Annotated in this window: 22 protein-coding genes and 3 pseudogenes; 13 read left to right on the top strand and 12 right to left on the bottom strand. The window is 63.3% G+C overall.

Features of this window, described 5'->3' with window-relative positions; translation table 11 throughout:
* Window positions 1–23: 23 nt before the first annotated feature.
* On the bottom strand, window positions 24–689 hold the full coding sequence (locus ACFQJB_RS01020) for a helix-hairpin-helix domain-containing protein (protein WP_379722931.1): 666 nt from the start codon (window positions 687–689) through the stop codon (window positions 24–26).
* A 186-nt stretch (window positions 690–875) separates the two neighbouring features.
* On the opposite strand from ACFQJB_RS01020, the gene ACFQJB_RS01015 reads away from it, so the two are divergent.
* Window positions 876–1,607, top strand: a complete 732-nt coding sequence (locus ACFQJB_RS01015; RefSeq protein ID WP_379722928.1) for a hypothetical protein — start codon at window positions 876–878, stop codon at window positions 1,605–1,607.
* A gap of 28 nt (window positions 1,608–1,635) precedes the next feature.
* On the opposite strand, the gene ACFQJB_RS01010 is transcribed toward ACFQJB_RS01015, so the two are convergent.
* Window positions 1,636–2,442, bottom strand: coding sequence for a shikimate dehydrogenase (locus ACFQJB_RS01010; RefSeq protein ID WP_379722925.1), 807 nt, complete (start codon window positions 2,440–2,442; stop codon window positions 1,636–1,638).
* Window positions 2,443–2,525: 83 nt separating this feature from the next.
* Here ACFQJB_RS01010 and ACFQJB_RS01005 point away from each other — a divergent pair.
* The 4 genes and pseudogenes from ACFQJB_RS01005 (at window position 2,526) to ACFQJB_RS00990 (ending at window position 5,877) form a co-directional block, all read left to right on the top strand.
* Window positions 2,526–3,985: pseudogene (locus ACFQJB_RS01005) on the top strand (D-aminoacyl-tRNA deacylase).
* Between the two features lie 30 nt (window positions 3,986–4,015).
* Window positions 4,016–5,182 (top strand): cell division protein FtsZ, encoded by a 1,167-nt coding sequence (gene ftsZ / locus ACFQJB_RS01000; RefSeq protein WP_120101150.1) that lies wholly within the window; start codon window positions 4,016–4,018, stop codon window positions 5,180–5,182.
* A gap of 84 nt (window positions 5,183–5,266) precedes the next feature.
* Window positions 5,267–5,440 (top strand): protein translocase SEC61 complex subunit gamma, encoded by a 174-nt coding sequence (locus tag ACFQJB_RS00995; RefSeq protein WP_120101148.1) that lies wholly within the window; start codon window positions 5,267–5,269, stop codon window positions 5,438–5,440.
* On the top strand, window positions 5,440–5,877 hold the full coding sequence (locus ACFQJB_RS00990; protein ID WP_120085663.1) for a transcription elongation factor Spt5: 438 nt from the start codon (window positions 5,440–5,442) through the stop codon (window positions 5,875–5,877). Before ACFQJB_RS00995 ends, ACFQJB_RS00990 begins: the two co-directional genes overlap by 1 nt.
* A 125-nt stretch (window positions 5,878–6,002) precedes the next feature.
* Here the strand turns inward: ACFQJB_RS00990 and ACFQJB_RS00985 are convergent, their stop codons facing one another.
* Window positions 6,003–6,299 carry a DUF7565 family protein gene (locus tag ACFQJB_RS00985; RefSeq protein WP_379722921.1) on the bottom strand — a complete coding sequence of 99 codons (297 nt, stop codon included), beginning with the start codon at window positions 6,297–6,299 and terminating at the stop codon, window positions 6,003–6,005.
* 128 nt (window positions 6,300–6,427) lie between these two features.
* Between ACFQJB_RS00985 and ACFQJB_RS00980 the strand changes: the two genes are divergently transcribed.
* A complete protein-coding gene (locus ACFQJB_RS00980; RefSeq protein ID WP_379727912.1) occupies window positions 6,428–7,162 on the top strand; it encodes a PHP-associated domain-containing protein in 735 nt (244 codons plus the stop codon).
* A gap of 27 nt (window positions 7,163–7,189) precedes the next feature.
* Here the strand turns inward: ACFQJB_RS00980 and ACFQJB_RS00975 are convergent, their stop codons facing one another.
* Window positions 7,190–7,684: a metal-dependent hydrolase gene (locus tag ACFQJB_RS00975; protein WP_379722918.1), complete on the bottom strand. Its 495-nt coding sequence runs from the start codon at window positions 7,682–7,684 to the stop codon at window positions 7,190–7,192.
* Between the two features lie 120 nt (window positions 7,685–7,804).
* On the opposite strand from ACFQJB_RS00975, the gene ACFQJB_RS00970 reads away from it, so the two are divergent.
* The 4 genes from ACFQJB_RS00970 to ACFQJB_RS00955 all read left to right on the top strand — a co-directional run bounded on the left by ACFQJB_RS00970 (window position 7,805) and on the right by ACFQJB_RS00955 (window position 10,949).
* The gene (locus ACFQJB_RS00970) at window positions 7,805–8,908 is read left to right on the top strand and encodes a pyridoxal phosphate-dependent aminotransferase (RefSeq protein WP_379722915.1); all 1,104 of its coding nucleotides are present in this window, start codon (window positions 7,805–7,807) and stop codon (window positions 8,906–8,908) included.
* 71 nt (window positions 8,909–8,979) lie between these two features.
* Window positions 8,980–10,152 carry an ArsA family ATPase gene (locus tag ACFQJB_RS00965; RefSeq protein WP_379722912.1) on the top strand — a complete coding sequence of 391 codons (1,173 nt, stop codon included), beginning with the start codon at window positions 8,980–8,982 and terminating at the stop codon, window positions 10,150–10,152.
* A gap of 48 nt (window positions 10,153–10,200) precedes the next feature.
* Complete coding sequence (locus ACFQJB_RS00960; protein ID WP_379722909.1) at window positions 10,201–10,581, top strand: helix-turn-helix domain-containing protein; 381 nt, start codon at window positions 10,201–10,203, stop codon at window positions 10,579–10,581.
* Window positions 10,578–10,949 (top strand): type II toxin-antitoxin system PemK/MazF family toxin, encoded by a 372-nt coding sequence (locus tag ACFQJB_RS00955; RefSeq protein WP_379722906.1) that lies wholly within the window; start codon window positions 10,578–10,580, stop codon window positions 10,947–10,949. The genes ACFQJB_RS00960 and ACFQJB_RS00955 overlap by 4 nt, the downstream gene beginning before the upstream one ends.
* Window positions 10,950–10,962: 13 nt before the next feature.
* On the opposite strand, the pseudogene ACFQJB_RS00950 reads toward ACFQJB_RS00955, so the two are convergent.
* The 4 genes and pseudogenes from ACFQJB_RS00950 to ACFQJB_RS00935 all read right to left on the bottom strand — a co-directional run bounded on the left by ACFQJB_RS00950 (window position 10,963) and on the right by ACFQJB_RS00935 (window position 13,797).
* A pseudogene (locus tag ACFQJB_RS00950) lies at window positions 10,963–11,786 on the bottom strand (SDR family oxidoreductase).
* An 82-nt stretch (window positions 11,787–11,868) separates the two neighbouring features.
* Window positions 11,869–12,672, bottom strand: a complete 804-nt coding sequence (locus tag ACFQJB_RS00945; RefSeq protein WP_379722903.1) for an endonuclease V — start codon at window positions 12,670–12,672, stop codon at window positions 11,869–11,871.
* 2 nt (window positions 12,673–12,674) lie between these two features.
* Window positions 12,675–13,586, bottom strand: coding sequence for a rhomboid family intramembrane serine protease (locus ACFQJB_RS00940; RefSeq protein ID WP_379722900.1), 912 nt, complete (start codon window positions 13,584–13,586; stop codon window positions 12,675–12,677).
* 79 nt (window positions 13,587–13,665) lie between these two features.
* Entirely contained in the window at window positions 13,666–13,797 is a 132-nt protein-coding gene (locus ACFQJB_RS00935) for a hypothetical protein (RefSeq protein WP_379722897.1), read from the bottom strand.
* A gap of 298 nt (window positions 13,798–14,095) precedes the next feature.
* Between ACFQJB_RS00935 and ACFQJB_RS00930 the strand changes: the two genes are divergently transcribed.
* Window positions 14,096–14,449, top strand: coding sequence for a PadR family transcriptional regulator (locus ACFQJB_RS00930; RefSeq protein WP_379722894.1), 354 nt, complete (start codon window positions 14,096–14,098; stop codon window positions 14,447–14,449).
* A gap of 24 nt (window positions 14,450–14,473) precedes the next feature.
* On the opposite strand, the gene ACFQJB_RS00925 is transcribed toward ACFQJB_RS00930, so the two are convergent.
* Window positions 14,474–15,070: a DUF7108 domain-containing protein gene (locus tag ACFQJB_RS00925; RefSeq protein WP_379722892.1), complete on the bottom strand. Its 597-nt coding sequence runs from the start codon at window positions 15,068–15,070 to the stop codon at window positions 14,474–14,476.
* Window positions 15,063–15,651 (bottom strand): annotated as a pseudogene (gene rnhA / locus ACFQJB_RS00920) (ribonuclease HI). The gene ACFQJB_RS00925 and the pseudogene rnhA overlap by 8 nt, the downstream one beginning before the upstream one ends.
* A 140-nt stretch (window positions 15,652–15,791) precedes the next feature.
* Between rnhA and ACFQJB_RS00915 the strand changes: the two are divergent.
* Window positions 15,792–16,754 (top strand): transcription initiation factor IIB, encoded by a 963-nt coding sequence (locus ACFQJB_RS00915; RefSeq protein WP_379722889.1) that lies wholly within the window; start codon window positions 15,792–15,794, stop codon window positions 16,752–16,754.
* 290 nt (window positions 16,755–17,044) lie between these two features.
* The gene (gene nreA / locus ACFQJB_RS00910; RefSeq protein ID WP_379722886.1) at window positions 17,045–18,307 is read left to right on the top strand and encodes a DNA repair protein NreA; all 1,263 of its coding nucleotides are present in this window, start codon (window positions 17,045–17,047) and stop codon (window positions 18,305–18,307) included.
* 5 nt (window positions 18,308–18,312) lie between these two features.
* On the opposite strand, the gene ACFQJB_RS00905 is transcribed toward nreA, so the two are convergent.
* Together ACFQJB_RS00905 and ACFQJB_RS00900 are read right to left on the bottom strand one after the other, a co-directional pair.
* Window positions 18,313–18,765: a DUF302 domain-containing protein gene (locus ACFQJB_RS00905; RefSeq protein ID WP_379722883.1), complete on the bottom strand. Its 453-nt coding sequence runs from the start codon at window positions 18,763–18,765 to the stop codon at window positions 18,313–18,315.
* Between the two features lie 60 nt (window positions 18,766–18,825).
* Window positions 18,826–19,119, bottom strand: a complete 294-nt coding sequence (locus ACFQJB_RS00900; RefSeq protein ID WP_379722880.1) for a DUF5789 family protein — start codon at window positions 19,117–19,119, stop codon at window positions 18,826–18,828.
* Window positions 19,120–19,145: the final 26 nt, after the last annotated feature.

The raw sequence follows: 19,145 nt of genomic DNA, 5'->3' as shown, positions 1-19,145 counted from the left end.
GCGGGTAACAGTTTCGTGCGCGGTTATTTCTCGCTCGCGCGATCAATCCAGTTGCTCACCGTTTTCGGCGAAACGTTGATATCTTCGCCGATTGCCTCGGCATCGCCCGCAGCCAACTCAGCGATGGAAGTGATGCCAGCGTCGTGGAGTCGTTCGCTGTAGGCCGGGCCGATGCCCTTGATCGAATCCAGCGGCGCATCGCTGTAGTCGTCGCCGCCGTCGTCGGCAGCCGTGTCGGTGTCGGGTTCGGGCTCAGTTTCCGTCGCCTCCGCCTCGTCAGCGGCCGATTCAGCCTCCGCATCGTCGACAGCGACCCCAGGGTCGGACTCGTCGGTCGTCGTGTCGGCTGGAGGCTCGTCAGGAGTCGCCGCCGCATCGTTCCCCGAAGCAGCCGCCTCAGCGGCCGGCGCGTCATCTGCCGCCTCAGCGGCCGGTTCGTCAGCTGCCACCTCATCAGCCGCAGCGTCATCATCGACCGGCTCCGGGTCGGGCTCAGTCGTCGAGTCCTCAGTGCCGGCCGGCTCGTCGACCGAGTCGGTCGCAGCCGGCTCGGTAGCCGAGGCGTCGACCGGCTCCGCGCCCCCGTCATCGGGGTCGTGTTCGACCGTGACCGTCGTTTCCGTGCGGCGGTCATCGTCGGCTCCCCCACCGATGCCGAGCAACGATTTGAGCTTGCTGAGTAAGGCCATTACCGGTTGGTACGCGTCGCCGCTATTTAAAAACCAGTCACAATCTAACACGATTGCGCCCCCTGAGACGATTCAATGCGTTAATGTATTTTCGCTGAAATCGCCACACATGGCTGCAATTCGGTCCTGAAACCGGCCATCGGTAGTCTCATTCGCAACCCGATCATCATCATCGTCGCGGTGGTGGTGGGCCTCCTCCAGTTACCACAGTTGCTCGTCCCAACAACGTCGCCACTCCTCTCAACGGCTGTCTCGCTGGGAATGAGCGGCCTGCTGCTGTTCTTGCTGCCCTTCTATCAGGGCGGGATTATCGGGATGGCCGACGACGCCCGTACCGGCACCACGAGTATCGGGACGCTGATTGACGTTGGGAAAGCGAACTACGTCTCGCTGCTGCTGTCGTATGTGGTGGTCGTTGCCATCGCTATCGCCTTCGGGATCATCGTCGCCATCGGCGCGGTTGTCGGCGGCGTCGGGGTCGTCGCCGGCGGCGGCCAACCGAGCCCAGCGATCCTCGCGGTCGTCGGCCTCATCGGCTTCCTCTTGGTCGTTGGCTATCTCGCAGTGATGGTGTGCATCCAGTTTTACGCCCACGAGATCGTGCTCAACGACGCCGCCGTCGCCGAAGGGTTCACCGGCAGTGTGAGCCTCGTCCGCGAGAACCTCCTGAGTGCGATCGGCTACAGCCTGCTCATGTTCGTCGGTGGCGGGGTTATCGGCGGTCTCAGCGGGGCGGCATCCGTCCTGCTGTCACCACAACCGCCGCTGCAGTCGATGCTGCCCGAGCTATCGCTGCCGGTGATGATCGGTGTCGGTCTCGTCTCGATCCTGGCGACGGCCCTGCTTGGGGCATTCTACGCGACGTACTCGGTGACGTTCTACCGCAATATCGCCGGCTCGTCTGGATTCCGGCTGTAAGCCTGCCACCGCGATACTGCGTGTGCGGTTAATCCAAGGCGTCGCGTAACGCCGCATCCATCGCCTCAATCGGGGCGTCCTCGTCGATCCAGATCTCGAAGGCTTCCACGCCCTGAAACAGCAGCATCCACAAGCCTTGGATCGTCGTCGCCCCCACGTCGTCGGCATCGCGGAGCAATCGCGTGTCCCGCGGTGTGTAGACCGCATCAAGGACGGCCAACTCCTTGTGGAGCAGTTCGGCCGGTACTGGTGTCGCGTCCTCTTCCATCCCGACGCTCGTCGCATTGACCAACAGATCGGCCGCCGGCACCGCCTCGTCTAAGCTGTCAAGGCCGCCACCGCTCGCACCGTCAACCTCGCTGGCCAGCGACTCGGCGCGTTCGACCGTCCGATTGGCGATATGCACGTCGGCCCCGGCGTCGGCGAGCGCGAACGCCGCCGCCCGACCCGCACCACCGGCACCGACAACGACTGCGTCTTGGCCGTCGATCGCGACATCGTGGTGTGTGAAGGAGCGCGTCACGCCGGCCGCGTCGGTGTTGTGCCCCTGCGGCTGGCCAGCGTCGGGGAAGGCGACCGTGTTGACCGCGCCGATGCGGGCGGCCAGCGGGTCGGGCTCGACGAGCTCGAAGACGTCCTGTTTGAACGGGATCGTGACGTTCAGCCCGGCGATCCCGAGGGCATCCGCACCGTCGATCGCCTGTTCAATCTCGTCTTCGGCGGGTTCGAAGGTAACGTAGGTCGCGTCGATACCGCGGTCGGCGAAGCCGGCCGTCTGCATCGGTGGCGACACCGAGTGGCCGACCGGGTTGCCGACAATTCCGTACACATCCATACACCGCCGTCGGGCGGCCAGTGCGTAAATTCCTGTGTTCTTCGATCCGGTGGCGTTTTGCTGATCGATCTCCCAGCGGGAATATGATCGGCATCGTCGTCAGCCGGGCCGACGAGGCCTCGACGCATCTCGGCCAGCAGCTTCGGGCGGTCGGCGAGTGGACAGCCCACGAGGATGAGCGCCGCGCCGACGGCGACGGCGGCGGCACCTACTACACGACAGCGGGCTTCGAACTCCGCGAGTTCGACACCATTCACATCGAACTTGCCGATCCCGCGCCGGCGTTTGCTGCCCCTGACGAGCTCGATTTGATCATCTTTGTCTCCCGACACGCTGGCGACACCGGCCGGCTGCTGACCGCCCACGTCACGGGGAACTTCGGGCCGGCGGAGTACGGCGGCGACGCCGGCTCGTTTGCCCGTGCTGCACCCGGTGCTCACAAGGCGGTCATCGAGGCCCTCAGCGAGCACGCGCCCGACGATTACGAGGTCGGTATCGAATGCACGCATCACGGACCGACCGACTGTACAGTCCCATCGATGTTCGTCGAACTCGGCAGCGGCGAAACGCAGTGGCAGGACGCCGAGGCCGCCCGTGCGATCGCCAAGGCTGTCCTTGATCTGCGCGGCGTCGCCGCGGATCACCGCCCGGATGGCCTCGAAGCACCGCGCCACGTCGTCGGCTTCGGCGGCGGCCACTACACGCCGCGCTGCGAGCGGATCGTCACCGACACCGACTGGGCTGTCGGTCACATCGGCTCAGATTGGCAACTGGACGCCATGGGCGACCCCGCCGCCAACCGCGAGGTGATCGATGCCGCCTTCGAAGCGAGTGCCGCCGAGCTGGCCGTCGTCGACGGCGAGAACCCCGACCAGAGCGCGTCATCGACGACCTCGGGTATCGGGTCGTCAGCGAAACGTGGCTCCGAACCGTAGGTGAGCGACCGCGTGCGGTCGTTGACGCCGCGGAAGCGACACTGTCGTCGGTCGCCGAGGGGCTTCGGTTCGGCGAGGTCGCCGTCGACAGCGACACCAACCGCAGCGGCGACACCAACCCGGCAGAGACGTGGACGGTCGTCTCGCTGCCCGACGACCTCATCGGAGCCGCAAACGGGATCGACGCCGACGCGACGGTAGCGGCTGTCGTCGAAACAACAATCGCCTACGAGACCACCGAAGGGGCGACGCTGCCGGCCGGTCGCGCCCTCGTCGCCGACACGGCTGATTTCGAGCAGCTGATCGATCGACTGGCTGGATTGCTGGCAACCGACTACGAATCGGTCGAACAGACGACCGAGGGCGTCATCTGTCGGGACACCGGGTTTGATCCAGGGAAGGCCGACACCCTCGGTGTGCCGGAAGGGCCGAAGTTCGGGCGGCTGGCGGCCGGCGAGACGGTGACGGTCAACGGCCGGGAGATTACCCCAAAGTCCGTCGAAAGCGAGCGCATCGAACGGTTCACCGTCGACTGGCCGGAATCGGATCCGGCCGGCCAGCGGGCTGAAACCGCGTCAGACGGCCGGCTGACGAATGGGGAAAGATAAATAGGCTTGGTTCGCAAGCCACGGACAGTAATGGACTCTATCGTTGACGACGCTATCGACGAGGCCGAAGACTCCGCGGCCGACGAGCAAACAGAGACTGGCCCGCCCAGCAACCCCCAGTCGGGCTCGATGACCGACGAGGAACTCCAAGACGTTCTCGAAGACCTCCAGACCGACATCACCGTCGTCGGCTGTGGTGGCGGCGGCGGCAACACGGTCAACCGCATGGCTGAGGAGGGCATCGAGGGCGCAAAGCTGGTCGCCGCCAACACCGATGTCCAGCACCTCGTCGACATCGAGGCCGACAGCAAGATCCTGATGGGCCAACAGAAAACTGAGGGCCGTGGCGCTGGCTCGCTGCCGCAGGTCGGCGAGGAGGCCGCCCTCGAAAGCCAAGAGGAGATCTACGATGCCATCGAGGGCTCGGATATGGTCTTTGTGACTGCTGGCCTCGGCGGTGGCACCGGCACCGGTGCGGCCCCCGTCGTCGCCAAGGCTGCCCGCGATTCCGGCGCGCTCACCATCTCCATCGTCACCACGCCGTTCACCGCGGAGGGCGAGGTTCGGCGCACCAACGCCGAAGCCGGGCTCGAACGCCTCCGCGACGTGAGCGATACGGTCATCGTCGTCCCCAACGATCGACTGCTCGATGCGGTCGGCAAACTCCCCGTCCGGCAGGCCTTCCAGGTCAGCGACGAAGTCCTGATGCGCTCGGTGAAAGGAATCACGGAACTGATCACCAAACCCGGCCTCGTCAACCTCGACTTCGCCGACGTGCGGACGGTCATGGAGAAAGGCGGCGTCGCCATGATCGGCCTCGGCGAATCCGATTCGGAATCGAAGGCCCAAGACTCGGTCAAAAGCGCGCTTCGCTCACCCTTGCTTGATGTCGACATCTCTGGGGCGAACTCCGCGCTCGTCAACGTCACCGGTGGCAACGACATGGCCATCGAGGAAGCCGAGGGCGTCGTCGAGGAGATCTACGACCGGATCGACCCCGACGCCCGCATCATCTGGGGTACCTCGATCGACGAGGAACTGGAGGGCACGATGCGAACGATGATCGTCGTCACGGGCGTCGATTCCCCGCAGATCTACGGTCGCAGCGAGGCCGCCGCCGAGCAGGCTGAAACCGCCCAAGAACCGAGCGAATCGGCCCCTGTCGACGATGACGACGATATCGACTTCGTCGAATAACACCGTATTTTCCGCGTTTGCTGACGATGCGGCCGCCGACACGCATCAATAGATAAAAAAGCCTCGCGTCGAACGTCGGGCAACATGGACGTTCCGTACGATCTCAACAGCTATGTGCGCGTGCTCAAACTGGCGAGTACGCCATCGTGGAACGAGTTTTCGCAGGTCTCGAAGATCGCTGGGGCCGGCATTCTGCTGGTCGGGCTGCTCGGCTTCATCATCTTTGCGATCATGAGCTTCATCCCCGGTGGTGTCTGATGAGCATCTACGCCGTCAAGACGACCGCCAGCCAAGAGCAGACGGTCGCCGATATGATCGCCACCAAGGAGGAAGACGAGATCCACGCCGTCCTCTCGCCTGACTCCCTAACGAGCTATGTGATGGTCGAGGCCGACGGCACGGCAGCTCTCGAACGGCTTTTCGATGAGATCCCTCACGCACGCTCGATCGTCCCCGGTGAATCCGGTCTCGCCGAGGTCGAACACTTCCTCTCGCCGACCCCCGACGTTGAGGGGATCGCCGAGGGCGACATCGTCGAACTCATCGCCGGGCCGTTCCAAGGCGAGAAGGCCCGCGTCCAGCGCATCGACGAGGGCAAAGATCAGGTGACCGTCGAGCTCTACGAGGCGACAGTTCCGATCCCGGTGACGGTTCGTGGCGACCAGATCCGTGTGCTGGACAGCGAGGAGCGGTAGCTCCTCGGGCCGTGCGAGCGGCGTAGCCGCGAGCAGATAGTGAGGAACGGTAGTTCCTCGAGTTGTGCGAGCGGCATTGGCGCTCGCAAACAGCAAAGAGCAGTACCGACGAATGAAAATGAGAATCAGTTGACAGCGTCGAGCTCTGCGACGACCGATTCGAGATCGGCCTCAGCTTCGATCTGCGTTTTGAGTTCTTCGCGTCGCCGTACAGCCTCGGAGTCGGCGTCGTAGGCGCGAACAAATTCGGCGCGGGTGTGTTCCTCAAAGGCGTGGCGGATGGCAAAGTAGCCGTCGGGGACGATCGTCCCACAGACCTGACACTCATGTTTTGTGTGTTGGGTAGTCTGGTGGTGGATTAACTTCTCGACGGTCTCGGTCTGTGTGCCACAGCCGTCGATGCCACACCGCCATGCACTCATAGGTCATGGTTGCGGTGGCGACGGTATAACGATTGCTGTGCCGACGGCGTCCGGCGACGAACCGATATCGACAAAGGGATGTGGGGAAACCATCGACCGTGAGCGACGCCGACCAGACCCGCGTCGACATGCACACGAAGCTGCTCGATGAGCGTGTCGTCTCGCGGGCGAAACAACGAGGGATCGACATCCTCGTCTACGCGCCACACTTCACACGACTGCCGCGGATCAAAGAGCAGGCAGCTGCCCACAGCGACTCGGAGCTGCGCGTCGTCCCCGCCCGTGAGGTATTTACCGGCGACTGGAACAACCGTCGCCACCTGCTGGCGATCGGCCTCGATGAGCCGGTGGCGGATTTCATCACCTTCGAGGGTGCGATGGCCGAGTTCGACCGCCAGGACGCCGCGGTGGTGATTCCCCACCCCGAATTTATGAACGTCAGTCTCACCCACCCGGAGATTCGCGCCCATGCCGCTCGGATCGATGCCATCGAAACCTACTGCGCCAAGCTGTTCCCCTACCAGAACCGCCGCGGCCAGCGGATCGCCGCCGACCTCGACCTTCCAGGCTTTGGCTCCTCGTATGCCCATCTCCCGGGCACGGTCGGCGAGGCGTGGACACAGTTCGACCGTCGGATCGAGTCGACCGATGACCTTGTCGACGCACTTACGACCGGTGCCGACCGGGAAGTGATCCACCGCGATGGGCTGAGCCACCGCGGCCGCCGACTACTTGAGTACGGCCATCTCGGCTACGAGAACAGTTGGAAGAAGATCGATCGCCTGCTGCTGTCGGGTGACGAGCCGACCCACCCGCGAAACCTGCTCTATGAGGGCCGGTTCGACGATGTGCGCGTGTATTGAAGATTGATATGACGATTTGTGTGACGATCAGAGCGGAATACTGAGTCCCATCTCAGCGGTGTAGGTAGTCACCTCAGGCACCACGTAGAACAGCACGCCAGCGAAGGCACCAACCTCGGCGATGGTGACCAACACGGTCACAAGATCGGATTTGCTGCTAGAGACCGGAATCCCGACCGGGAGGTTGTATTCGGTCTTCGAGAGCGGGTAGAACAGCGCGATCCCGCGGGTGCTGCCGACGACATCAAGGATGTAGTGGGTCGCAATCCCGATCCAGACGTAGTTGAGGTTGCCCATGTAGATCGGCCACGCGGCGAAGATCCCCAAGACGAGAAGGTTGTGCAGCGTCTTCCGGTGTTTTCCGAAAGCGGTGTCAACATCCGGAAACAGCGCGCCCAGCGTCACCGGCACCAGGAGTTCGACCATCATCCGCCCGGTCTCGATGGTGGCCGACGGCTCCAAAACATACCCCAATCCGATGCTCAACAGGACGGCGTTGAGCACGTGCCCACGTTTGTTCATCGAGTGAGCCAATACAGCCACGCTACGTGTATCTTTGTGATCGACGCAGTCGCTGGCGAGGGCCCAGGAGCCACGGCAAAGTGACGAAAGACACAGGGCAACGGCGTGTCAGCCGTCAGTATGGACTACCAGACGCCGAAGTTCTTCCACGTGATGCAGTACGCCGACGCCGCCGACGGCGACACCATCGACATGGTCAGCGGCAACCCCGACTGGGAGCCGCCAGCGGCGATCCGCGAGGGGCTCCACGAGTACGCCGACGGCGACGCCGCCGACTTCCAGTACCCGCCGAGCGACGGACTGACCGATCTCCGCGAGGAGATCGCCGCCCGGCGCAACATCGATCCCGACCGCGTGATCGTCACCAACGGCACCGGCGAGGCCAACTACCTCGGAATGGCTCGCGCGCTCGACAGCGACCGCGGCAGCGAGGTCGTCCTCATCGATCCCGTCTACCCTTACTACCCCGGTAAGGCGTCGATGCTCGGCGGCGAGACCCGGTTGGTCGCCGCCGACCGCGACGGCAGCCTCGATACGGCGGCGACCTGCGAGGCCATCGGCGACGACACCGCGCTGGTCGTGCTCAACACGCCGAACAATCCGACCGGCGCGGTCTACGATCTCGATGCCGTCGAGGCGGTCGTCGAGACCGCCGCCGACCACGACGCCCTCGTGGTCGTCGACGAAGTCTACGACCACTTCGACTTCTCGGGGGACTTCGAGAGCGCGCTGACGCTCGAGGCTGACAACGTCATCGTCACCAGCGGCGTCTCGAAGTCGATGGCGATCACGGGCTTTCGCGTCGGCTACGCGATCTTCCCGCCCGCGCTCGTCGAACCCGCGAAAACCCGGCATATGCTCGTCAACGTGACGACCAGCCGGCCGGCCCAGCAGGCCGTCTACGAGGCCTATCGGGAGACCGATCCCGACTACTACGCCGACGCCCGCGACCGCCTCGAATCCCGGATCGAGACGTTCACCAGCGCGCTCGACGCGGCCGGCGCGGAGTACACGAGGCCGGACGGCGCGTTCTACGTGCTGGCGCGGTTCGAGGGCTTCCCGGGAACGATGGCTAACGTCAAGACGCTGATCGACGAGGCCGGCGTCGCGGGGATGCCGGGAGCGACGTTCGGCACCGCCCGCGAGGACTGGATTCGGTTCGCGCTTGTCACGCCGCGGGTCGAGGCGGCTGCCGAGCGACTGGTCGACTATTTTGCTGACTGACAGCCGATCACCGTCGTCAACGACTATGCCCGACCGACGGCTACACAAGTCCACGCTGTCTGGAGGGAGATATGAGCGATATCGACGTCGAGGCAGTCGAGGAAGTCGACGACGAGGGCGATGAGACTGACGGGTCGGTAGCCGTTGACGCCGCTGGCGATGACACAGCAGTGGAGGTCACGGCGACGACGACCGACCTCCCGGACGGCGTTGACGCCCCCGAGTACGTCCTCTACGGCGGCAAGGGCGGCGTCGGCAAGACGACGATGGCCGCCGCGACCGCGCTATCGAGTGCAGCCGGCGGCGCGGCGACGCTCGTCGTCTCGACCGATCCGGCCCACTCGCTGTCGGACACGCTCGACACCGATATTCCGGCGCGACCGACCCAAATCCGCGAGGAGATCCCGCTGTGGGCCGCCGAGATCGACCCCGACGCCGCGATGGAGGAGGGCGTTTTTGGAGCCGACGACGACCCGCTGGGCGGGATGGGCGACCTCGGCGATCAACTCGGCCCGATGGGCGACATGCTCGGCGGCATGGGCGAGGGCGACGACGAGGCCGGCCTCGGCGCGATGATGGGCATGGGTGGCTCAATGCCCGGCGCGGATGAGGCCGCGGCGATGCGGCAACTGCTGGAATACCTCGATGACCCCCGGTTCGACCGCGTCATCGTTGACACCGCGCCGACCGGCCACACGCTGCGATTGCTCCAACTGCCCGAGATCATGGATTCGATGGTGGGCCGGTTCATGAGCATCCGCCAGCGCATGAGCGGGATGGTCGACGGCCTCAAGGGCATGTTCGGCGGCGGAGACGACGATCCCGAGCCGTCGGCCGACCTCGACGAACTCCGCGAGCGGATCGAACGCCTGCGGGCCGTCCTGCGCGACCCAGACCAGACGGATTTCCGGGTCGTGATGATCCCCGAGGAGATGAGCGTCGTCGAGTCCGAGCGGCTCGTCGGCCGCCTGGGCGAGTTCGGGATTCCGGTGCAGACCCTGGTCGTCAACCGCGTCATGGAGAGCGTCGACGATATCACCGACGCCGACATCGACCCCGAGTGGATCGTGACACCGAACCTTGAGGACTGTGAATTCTGCCAGCGACGCTGGCAAGTCCAGCAGGACGCGCTGCAGGCGGCGACCGACCTGTTCCGCAGTCGGACGGTAAAGCGCGTGCCGCTGCTCGCTGATGAGGTTCGCGGCGAAGGCGCATTGCGCGTTGTGGCGGCCTGTCTGCGGTAGTGGCGCGGCCAAAGCTATTTTCGTTACGCTACGTTACAGACTGATACGATGGCGATCCCGAAAGACGAGTTCGACCGGCTCAAGGAACGCGACAGCGACCACGCGGTCTACGAGCAGGGGACGAACGCCCACACCATCCTCCAGTTCCTTGCAACTCATTCCGAACAGGCATTCCCGCCAAAGGAGATCGCTGCCGAAACCGGAATTCCGCCCGGGAGCGTCCGTGGGACGCTCTCGCGGCTCGCGGAGACTGGCCTCCTCGAACACGCCGACAAATACTGGTCGATCAACGAGGCCGAACTCGCCACGCGGCGGGCCGCGCTCGTGAGCCAACAGGCCATCGACACCGACCAGTACGGCGGCTACGACCGCGAGGCCGAAGTCGACAACGCGGAACTACCGCCGGAGCGGGAGTCACGAGAGGAATGACTCGCGGCCAACTCCCGAACCGCATCCGACGCGGTGATGTCGTCTGGGTCGACGACCCGTTCGGCTTCGATGCGAGCGAGGTTACGGATGATCCCGACGACCACCCCTACGTGATCATCAGCACGGACGCCCACCCGTTCCATGGTACCGAATATCTCGCTATGCTCATGACGACGACGAAGCGAACCGAGGCTATCAGCGTCAAAGAGACGGGCTGGGAATACGGCTCGCTCTCGAAGCCGTCCTACATCTCGCCGTGGACAGTCGTGACGGTGAAGGATTCGGCACTGTTCGGCTATCAAGGACAATTGGAACCAACCGTCGTCGATACGGCTGTCGAACAGTTGCCACCCTATGTCGGACTGTAGCGGAAAACGACACTCAACTCAGTCGCTGTAGCAACGACCACACCGCATCACGCGCACTATCGGGAAGGAATCGGGCGAGAACAGCCGCCGATGCGGCCTTCCCGACCGGAATCCGAGCCGGCGGCTTGGTCGAACTGGCGGCATCAACGATATCCTCGGCGACACGCTCCGGCTCGACCGATCCGGGGCCGTCGCCACCGATGGCTTGGGTGTCGTCGAACATCGTGTAGAAGTCCTCGTAGGCACCCGAGCGGTCGATGCCGTCGACCTCGTCTTCAGCGCGCTCGGTGAACCCCGTTTTGACCGGTCGGGTTCGATGACGACAACGTCGATATCGAAGGGTTCGACCTCGGCGCGTAACGCGTCGGACATGCCCTCGACCGCGAACTTCGAGCCGCAGTAGACACCGCCGCCGGGGAAGGCGACGCGGCCAGCGACCGAGGAGATGTTGATGATCGTGCCGTCTTCCTCGCGGCGCATGTGCGGCAGGACAGCCTTGATGAGGCGGTGGGGGCCGTAGACATTGACCTCATATTGCTGTTCGACCTGCGCCATCGGCACGTCCTCGACCGGGCCGAACTGGCCGTAGCCGGCGTTGTTGACGAGACAGGAGATGACGCCGTGCTCGTCGAGGATGCGGTTGACGACGCGGTCGATGTCGTCCTGTTCGGTTACGTCGAGTTCGGCAGTCTCACAGCCGGCGTCGGCCAGCGGCTCGATGTCCGAGCGGTCGCGGGCGGTCGCATAGACCGTCCAGCCCTCCTCGAGGAAGGCCAGTGCCGTCGCCCGCCCGATCCCGGATGAACAGCCGGTGATGAGTACCGTCTTCGGTTGCACACTCCCACGTTGCCGTCGGGGGAGTTAATTATGCAGCATCTTCCGGATGGCCATTGCGGCTGGCCTAACACCCGCCACCAACTCACGACAGTTTGGATTTGATTTCGTCGGCATAGCTGTCAGCCAGCCGCGTCGGCTCCGGGAGCTTGTAGCCGTTACACAGCGCGGAAACGAGATCGGCAGTCGTCTCGGCGGCGACGCGGTGGCCCGGGCTGACGTAGAGCGGATTGATGTGTCGATTTGCCGACTCGTACTGCCGGGACTGGTAGGCGTAACCGATGACCGTGCCGTCAGCGCAGTCGACCGCATCGTCGGTCTCGATTGGCGTTCGCCAGCCAGCGGGCCGACCGTGGACTGACTCGCGGGGCGTCCCACAGAGCAGGTTTTTTGCGATGCCGACACTCGGCGTGTCGAAGACGACGCCGAGATGGGTCGCCAGGCCGGCCTGTCGGTAGTGGATTCGGCCGCTGCCATCGAAACACAACAGATCTGACTCGCAGTCCAGCGTTTCGAGTGCCGCCACAATGGGGCCGCCCTCACGGAACGCCAGCAGCCCCGGCATGTAGGGGATCGATAGCTCGGTCACAGCGTGAGTTCGTTCGACGACTTCGCCGGCCTGTAACACGACGACCGCGCTGATCGCCCGGTCATCAAGGAATGCCTGATCGACGCCAGCGACGAGTGGGGCGTCGGCGGGGGCTTCAGTGTCGCCAGCGGCCGCACCGAGCGATTGCTGGGTCGAGTCCGACGATACATCGACCGCAGTCGGATCAAACTCGAAACGATCCTCGAAAACAGCGGTGTCAGCGATCTCGCGCTGGAGCGATTCCATCGCCTCCTGCGACAGCGACGCGTCCGGCAGGAATTCAGGGTGGACTGGCTCCACGGTCAGAACCGACCGCGACCAGGGCCACCGGGGCCGCCAGGGCCGCCGCCGAACTGAAGTTGGTTTGGTACCTGCACCTCACCTTTGAGTTGGCGGCCGTACCATAGCCCGATTACAAGGCCGACGAGGTGGGCGAAGTGAGCGACGTTGCCCATGCCAGCCGAACCGGCCGCGCCGGGGTTGATGAAGAAGAGCACCGAGATGAGCGCGAATCCGAAGGTCAGAATGTACAGCGGAAGCGGAATCACAAAGAACAGCAGCACCTTGAGATCCGGCTTGAGAACGGTAAGCACGCCCATAATCGCAAAGACCGCGCCGCTGGCCCCAAGCACCCGGGAGGTCTCACCCATGATCAGCGAGATGCCGACGTGACCCAACCCGGCGAGTGCGCCCGCGGCGAGGAACAGGGCGACGAATTTCTTCGAGCCGGTGTAGCGTTCGACCAGCGGGCCGAAGAAAAACAGGACGATGCTGTTGGCCGCGAGATGATAGAGCCCGCCGTGGGAGAAGATCGAGGTAAGCCACGTCCAGAGATATTCAGGGTTGGTCGTCGACAACGTAAACAGCGAAACGTAGGCGCGAGGGCCGACGAAAACGCCGACAAGCTGTTGGAGGAGGAAGGTGATCCACATCAATCCCAACAGTGTGTAGGCCGCGTTGCCACGGAAATAGCCAAGCGGGCCACCGACGCTCCGCAGTTTGTTGAGAACCCCTTGTGTTGTCGATGTCCCACCAGAGGTTTCGACAGAGTCGTCGAACCCACTATCGAAGACGCCATCAGGATCATTCCAGTCGTCAAGGCCCGGACAGTCGTGGTTTTCCGGCAGTCGATGGTCGGCACAAAACGTGTGGCCACACCGCTTGCACTGATACGGCATGTTCTCGTCGGCACCACACTCGTCGCAGTTGGCCATTACCAATAGCTAACAGCGGCGGGATAAAATGCGTTTGGCTCTGTGGGGTATCGTCGACACCAGCGGACGGACAGCGGAATCACGACTGCTCGGTGTCGTCGCTGTCGTCGGTATCGCCCCTCGGTTGTGTCTGCTCGGCGGTCGCTGCCTCGAAGTTTGTCGGGACGACCGTCAGATGCTGGATGCCGAGTGAGTCGGTGCTCGCACTCATGGTATCAGTGGATAGCGTCCACAGCATCAAATAATTACCCATGCGCATATCGCATGCAGCATTGGAATGATATGCATGATGGACATCAATCTTTGAGGAGCGATCTCATCAATACTTGTGTGCTATAGTGACAAAATAACACATTAATGCTTGATTCGGTTGCAAACGATCAGAAAGTGCTGTTTTGAACAACACACAGCTATATTTCCGACTTATACCGCTGAGTTGTCGCACGAAGAGTGGCGCAAATTGTTGATTTTGCAAACTGTTAAATAGATACATGACATATCAATATGTGATGTCAGAGGCACAATCAATCAGCGACGGTTCGGGCAAAGTGCGGGATCTCACCGCGTTTCAGCAGAACATTCTCGCTATCCTCGCCGAAGAAGCACGGTACGGCCTTGCGATCAAGCGAGAACTCGAGAACTACTACGGAACAGAAGTCAACCACGGGCGACTCTACCCCAACCTTGACGACCTTGTCGAGGACGGCCTCGTCGAAAAGAGCGAACTCGACAAGCGAACAAACGAGTACGAACTCACCGACGCCGGCTACAACGCGATCCTCGATCAGTTCGAGTGGACGCTCTCGAAGTTCGTTACCGATGACGAGCGCGCTGACGACGTCCGCACACTGATCGATCAGTAAGTCATCGTCAACAGTCACTCACCACTACGTTTTCGCCGACCACTCCGGGCACTCGGTGTCGGCGAACCTAAACACATACTCCAGAGAGGCGTCTAACGCCGCCTGCTGGTCAGCCGAAGCCCAGACGTTTCGCGGATAGTATTCCTCACAAAACTCAGCAAGCTCGTCAGCGGTGGCGGTTTCGATGCGACGACAGTAGTGGTTCCCCATGAAATCAGCAAACGCCCGGGCGTTAGCCTCGTGGATCGGCCCGTGGGCGTCGCCAACGGCCGCAACAAGCGCAGCATTGTCAGCCTCGACAGCCGCCCACGTGTCGTCGCCAGCCCCCGAAAGGGGAATCTCAACCGCACGGTTGGTGTCGTCAATGCGGTCTAACTGAACCGTTCCGTCAGCTATCCACTCGTCGGGATACAAGACAAGCGTGTCGTCGTCCTCGCGGATACGAGCCGTGTAGTCGTGAGCCGCAAGCGTCTCATCCCGGTCGGTGCGGTACGCCTTCGCCTCGGTCTCGTCGGTGGCCTGACGGGCCAACCGTGTCAGCCGCTCGGCGGCGTCGACAACCGCCTCCGGGAGTGGTGTCGCGTCATCGGAGTCGGCGTCTGTAGGATCTCCGTCAGTCATCAAAGGCCTCGTTTGCGAGTTCGTCGGCGCGTTCGTTGACGGCGCGGGGGACGTGGGCAATCGACCAGCGATCGAAGTCGGTGAGCAGTTCGCGGACGCGGACACGTTGCTCCCGGCTCTGGATCGTTTGTGTCCCACTCGCCGCGAACCTGCTTGACGATTAGCTGGCTGTCGCCGCGGATGTCGACCTCGCTGGCGCCGAAGTCCTGGGCTCCCTCAAGGGCTCGAAGCAACGCCGCGTACTCGGCTTGGTTGTTCGTCGTTTCGCCGATCCGCTGGCCGCCCTCGGCGGCGATCCCGTCGCCGGTGACGATCACCCAGCCGACCGCCGCCGGGCCGGGGTTGCCGCGACAGGCCCCATCAAAGTAGACGTGCGCGCGGCCGCCGCCGTCCTCCAACAGCAGCGTCAGTTCGGCCGGGTCAGCGCCCTGTACCACGACCTTGTCATCGTAGGCGACGGCGACCGCCGCGCCGCGTTCGGCCCGCCAGCGTTCGTGGTCGGTGTTACCCGCCTCGACGCTGACGCCGGCTGCCCGGAGCTTGTCGGCCGCGGCGTCGGGATCGCACGTGATCGTCGGCATAGCTATGGGGTCGATCGGGAGCCTAAAAGATAGTTCGCTCTTGAGAGAAAAATTTGGGATTTCGGGAACATATCTACGGGATGTGATCTCACCACATACACAAGACTTAACAATGAGCAGTCGACAACCATATAAGTGTAATGACACGGTCCAGCCGTCAGCGATCCAACCGGGAGCCCCAACGTCAGGAAACCGAGGCCGAGGAGGAGGAGATCGACCTCGACAACGTCGATCCTGACGAGGTCAAGCGCACGGCCGACGACGAGCTCATCCATGAGCCGACCGGTCTCATTCTCGAAGAAGATCAGATCGATCGCGGCCCGGAGTGGCGAGCGTTCAACCACTCCGAACGACAGGAGAAATCCCGTGTCGGCGCGCCGACGACGAAGACGATGCACGACAAGGGGCTGACGACAACCATCGACTGGCAAAACAAGGACGCCTACGGCCGATCGTTGTCCTCCGAAAAGCGAAGCCAGATGCACCGGCTCCGCAAGTGGCAGGAGCGCATCCGCACGAAGGACGCCGGCGAACGGAACCTGCAGTTCGCACTCAGCGAGATCGACCGCATGGCAAGCGCGATCGGCGTGCCCCGGTCGGTACGCGAGGTTGCCTCAGTCATCTATCGCCGCGCGCTCAACGAAGACCTCATTCGGGGTCGCTCCATCGAGGGCGTCTCGACGGCCGTCCTCTATGCCGCGTGTCGAAAAGAAGGCATCCCGCGTAGCCTCGAAGAGATCGCCGAGGTCTCCCGTGTCGAGCGCAAGGAGATCGGTCGAACATACCGGTATATTTCTCAAGAACTCGGCCTTGAAATGCGACCCGTCGATCCGAAAAAATACGTCCCGCGCTTTTCCTCACAACTCGAACTCAGCGAAGAAGTCCAGGCGAAAGCCAAGGAGATCATCGACACCACCGCCGAGCAAGGACTCCTCTCCGGCAAATCGCCAACTGGCTTCGCCGCCGCCGCGATCTACGCCGCCTCGCTGCTCTGTAACGAGAAGAAAACCCAGCGCGAGGTCGCTGATGTCGCCCAAGTGACCGAGGTCACGATCCGCAACCGGTACCAGGAGCAGATCGAGGCGATGGGCATTCCGACCTGAACGACGGGATCTGATTTTCGGCGGTACTCAGTATGAACAAGCAGGCAACTGCATTAGCCGACTGAGCAACCGCAACCCTCGGCGGACTGAAAGGGCGAGTCGCTCTCGGCGAACCCGGACGATGTAAGCACTGCAGGAGTGAGCGTAGCGAACGACGAAGCGCGCAGCGAGTCCCGGGAGCCGAGAGCGACGAGGGCTTTCTACACATATTCCCAAACCGGATCAATTGTAACTCTACCCCGCACACCTAGCCGAATATTGAAGCCGACTGCCGCCCCACCATCGTATAGATGCGGCTTTCGGAGTTCATCGAGATCGAGAAAAACGAGCGCGCCGAGCGTCGCCGCCTCGCCGGCGAGAAGTCCTACGAAATCCTCGACCGCCTCGACGGCGTTGGCGACCAGTTTGCCGACATCAGCGGCGGCGACGCCGTCGGCAGCGTTTCGCCGTCGATCTTCGTCGGCCGCTCGGGGTACCCAAACGTCTCGACCGGACTGCTCTCACCGGTCGGCAACGAAAGCGACGCCGGGCAGTTCGTCACCGACGGGGCGTGGTACGAGGAGGGCGTCAGCATCGGCGACGTATTCGAACGCCGCACCTCGCTGTTGAACGCGAGTCAAACCATACCCGTCGAGACCAACGTCCACGACACCTGGGAGGGCTTTCTCGGCGTCCAACGTGAGGTCGCCCTCGCGGATCGACCGGTCGGCATCGAAGTCGGCCTCGACGGCACGCCCGAACTCGATCTCGCCAACAGCGTCGACGAGGTATCAGCCCCGACCGGCCCGCAAGCACGCGCCAACGACGCGACGCTGACCGAGAACCCCCACGTCCCCCGCCCCGTGAAAAAGACGCTCGAAGACGACGACTGGCGGGCGACGGGCGCGATGAACTACCTCTACAACCGCGGGTTCGACGTCTACGAGATCAACACGATCCTCTCGGCGGGCGCACTCGGCCAGCAAGCAAACCGTCGGCTCGTCCCAACACGGTGGTCGATCACCGCCGTCGACGACACCGTCGGCCAGTATCTACGGGGCAAACAGCGCAACGCCACAAGCGTCGATACGGTCTCGGTCTGGCACAACGAGTATCTCGGCAACAGTTTCTGGATCATCCTTGCACCCGGCCAGTGGGAGTTTGAACTGGTCGAGTTCAAAGCGCCCGGCAGCGTCTGGAACCCCGATCCGACCGCCGGCGTCTGGCTCGCCAGCGACTACGAGGGCCGGGAGGGCCGCACCGGCTACGTCGAGGAGACCGCCGGCGCGTACTACGCCGCCCGGCTGGCCGTCCTCGAATACCTCGATTCAATCGGCCGGCAGGCGAAAGCGCTCGTCCTCCGGCACGTCTCCGACGACTACTGGGGCCCGGTCGGCGTCTGGCAGGTGCGAGAAGCGATCCGCCACGCCTTCGACGGCGACCACGCCGTCAGCGAAACGTTCGACGATGCGGTCGCGGGCATCACCGAACAGCTACCGGTGAGCCTCGCCGATCTGCAGCGGAAATCGACGCTCGCAGCCGGGCGGCAGACCGGCCTGGATGCCTTCGAATAGCGACCTCACTCGTCGCCGTCGAGTTCCGCAAAGACCGCTTCAACCATCTCACCGGTGTCGTCGATGATATCGTCCATTGCCTCGTCGTCAGTCGGCAAGCCGAGCAAGCGAGCGATCTTCATGATGCTGAGGTGGTAGACGCGCTGGACGCCCGGCTCCTCCTGCCAGACGATCATATTACACGGCATGAGCGCGCCGAGTCGTTTATCCGTGGCATCCAGCGCGCGGTCGGCGATCCCCGGATTGCACGCACCCAACACGTAGTAGGGATCGCGGTCAGCGTCAACCTTCTCATTGAGCATCTCTGAGGGCGAGAACTCGACTGGAACCCCGAATCCGTTGTCAGCGCAGACCTCACGGACATACTCGATGGCTGCCTCGTGTTCCATCTGCAGGGTCGCCTGTTGTTCACCGTACTCAGCGGGATCGATGGCTGCGGGGTCGATAGGCAACGTCATAGGTGCAATTGGGGGCGCGGTCGCAAAAGGAAGGTGGTCGACGCGTCGAACAACAGAGTGTTACTCGGTGGCGACGGGCTCGCGGCCGACCACGTCGCGGACGGCGGCGACAAACGTCTGTCGGCGATCAAAGTAGGTGTCCTCGACTGACTCAAGGATCGTCGCCAACGACTCGGGGCCGTCAGGCGTCCGGATGTCGGTGTCGCCGAACTTCTCGAGGATGTCGCTTTTCGTCTGTGGCCACGCAAGCCGGGCGGCGACGCGGGCGATCGGCGCGCCCTCGACGGCACGGCCGTCGCCGAGTTGTACCGTCGGCGTCGCCTCCTCGTCGCCGGTGTCGTCGTCATCTGACATAGCCGTGCGTTCGGTCGGTGTGTTCC

Origin of the sequence: Halonotius sp. GCM10025705 (assembly GCF_042662885.1) — an archaeon.
Lineage (GTDB): Archaea > Halobacteriota > Halobacteria > Halobacteriales > Haloferacaceae > Halonotius > Halonotius aquaticus.
This window is presented reverse-complemented; position numbering and strand designations above follow the sequence as displayed.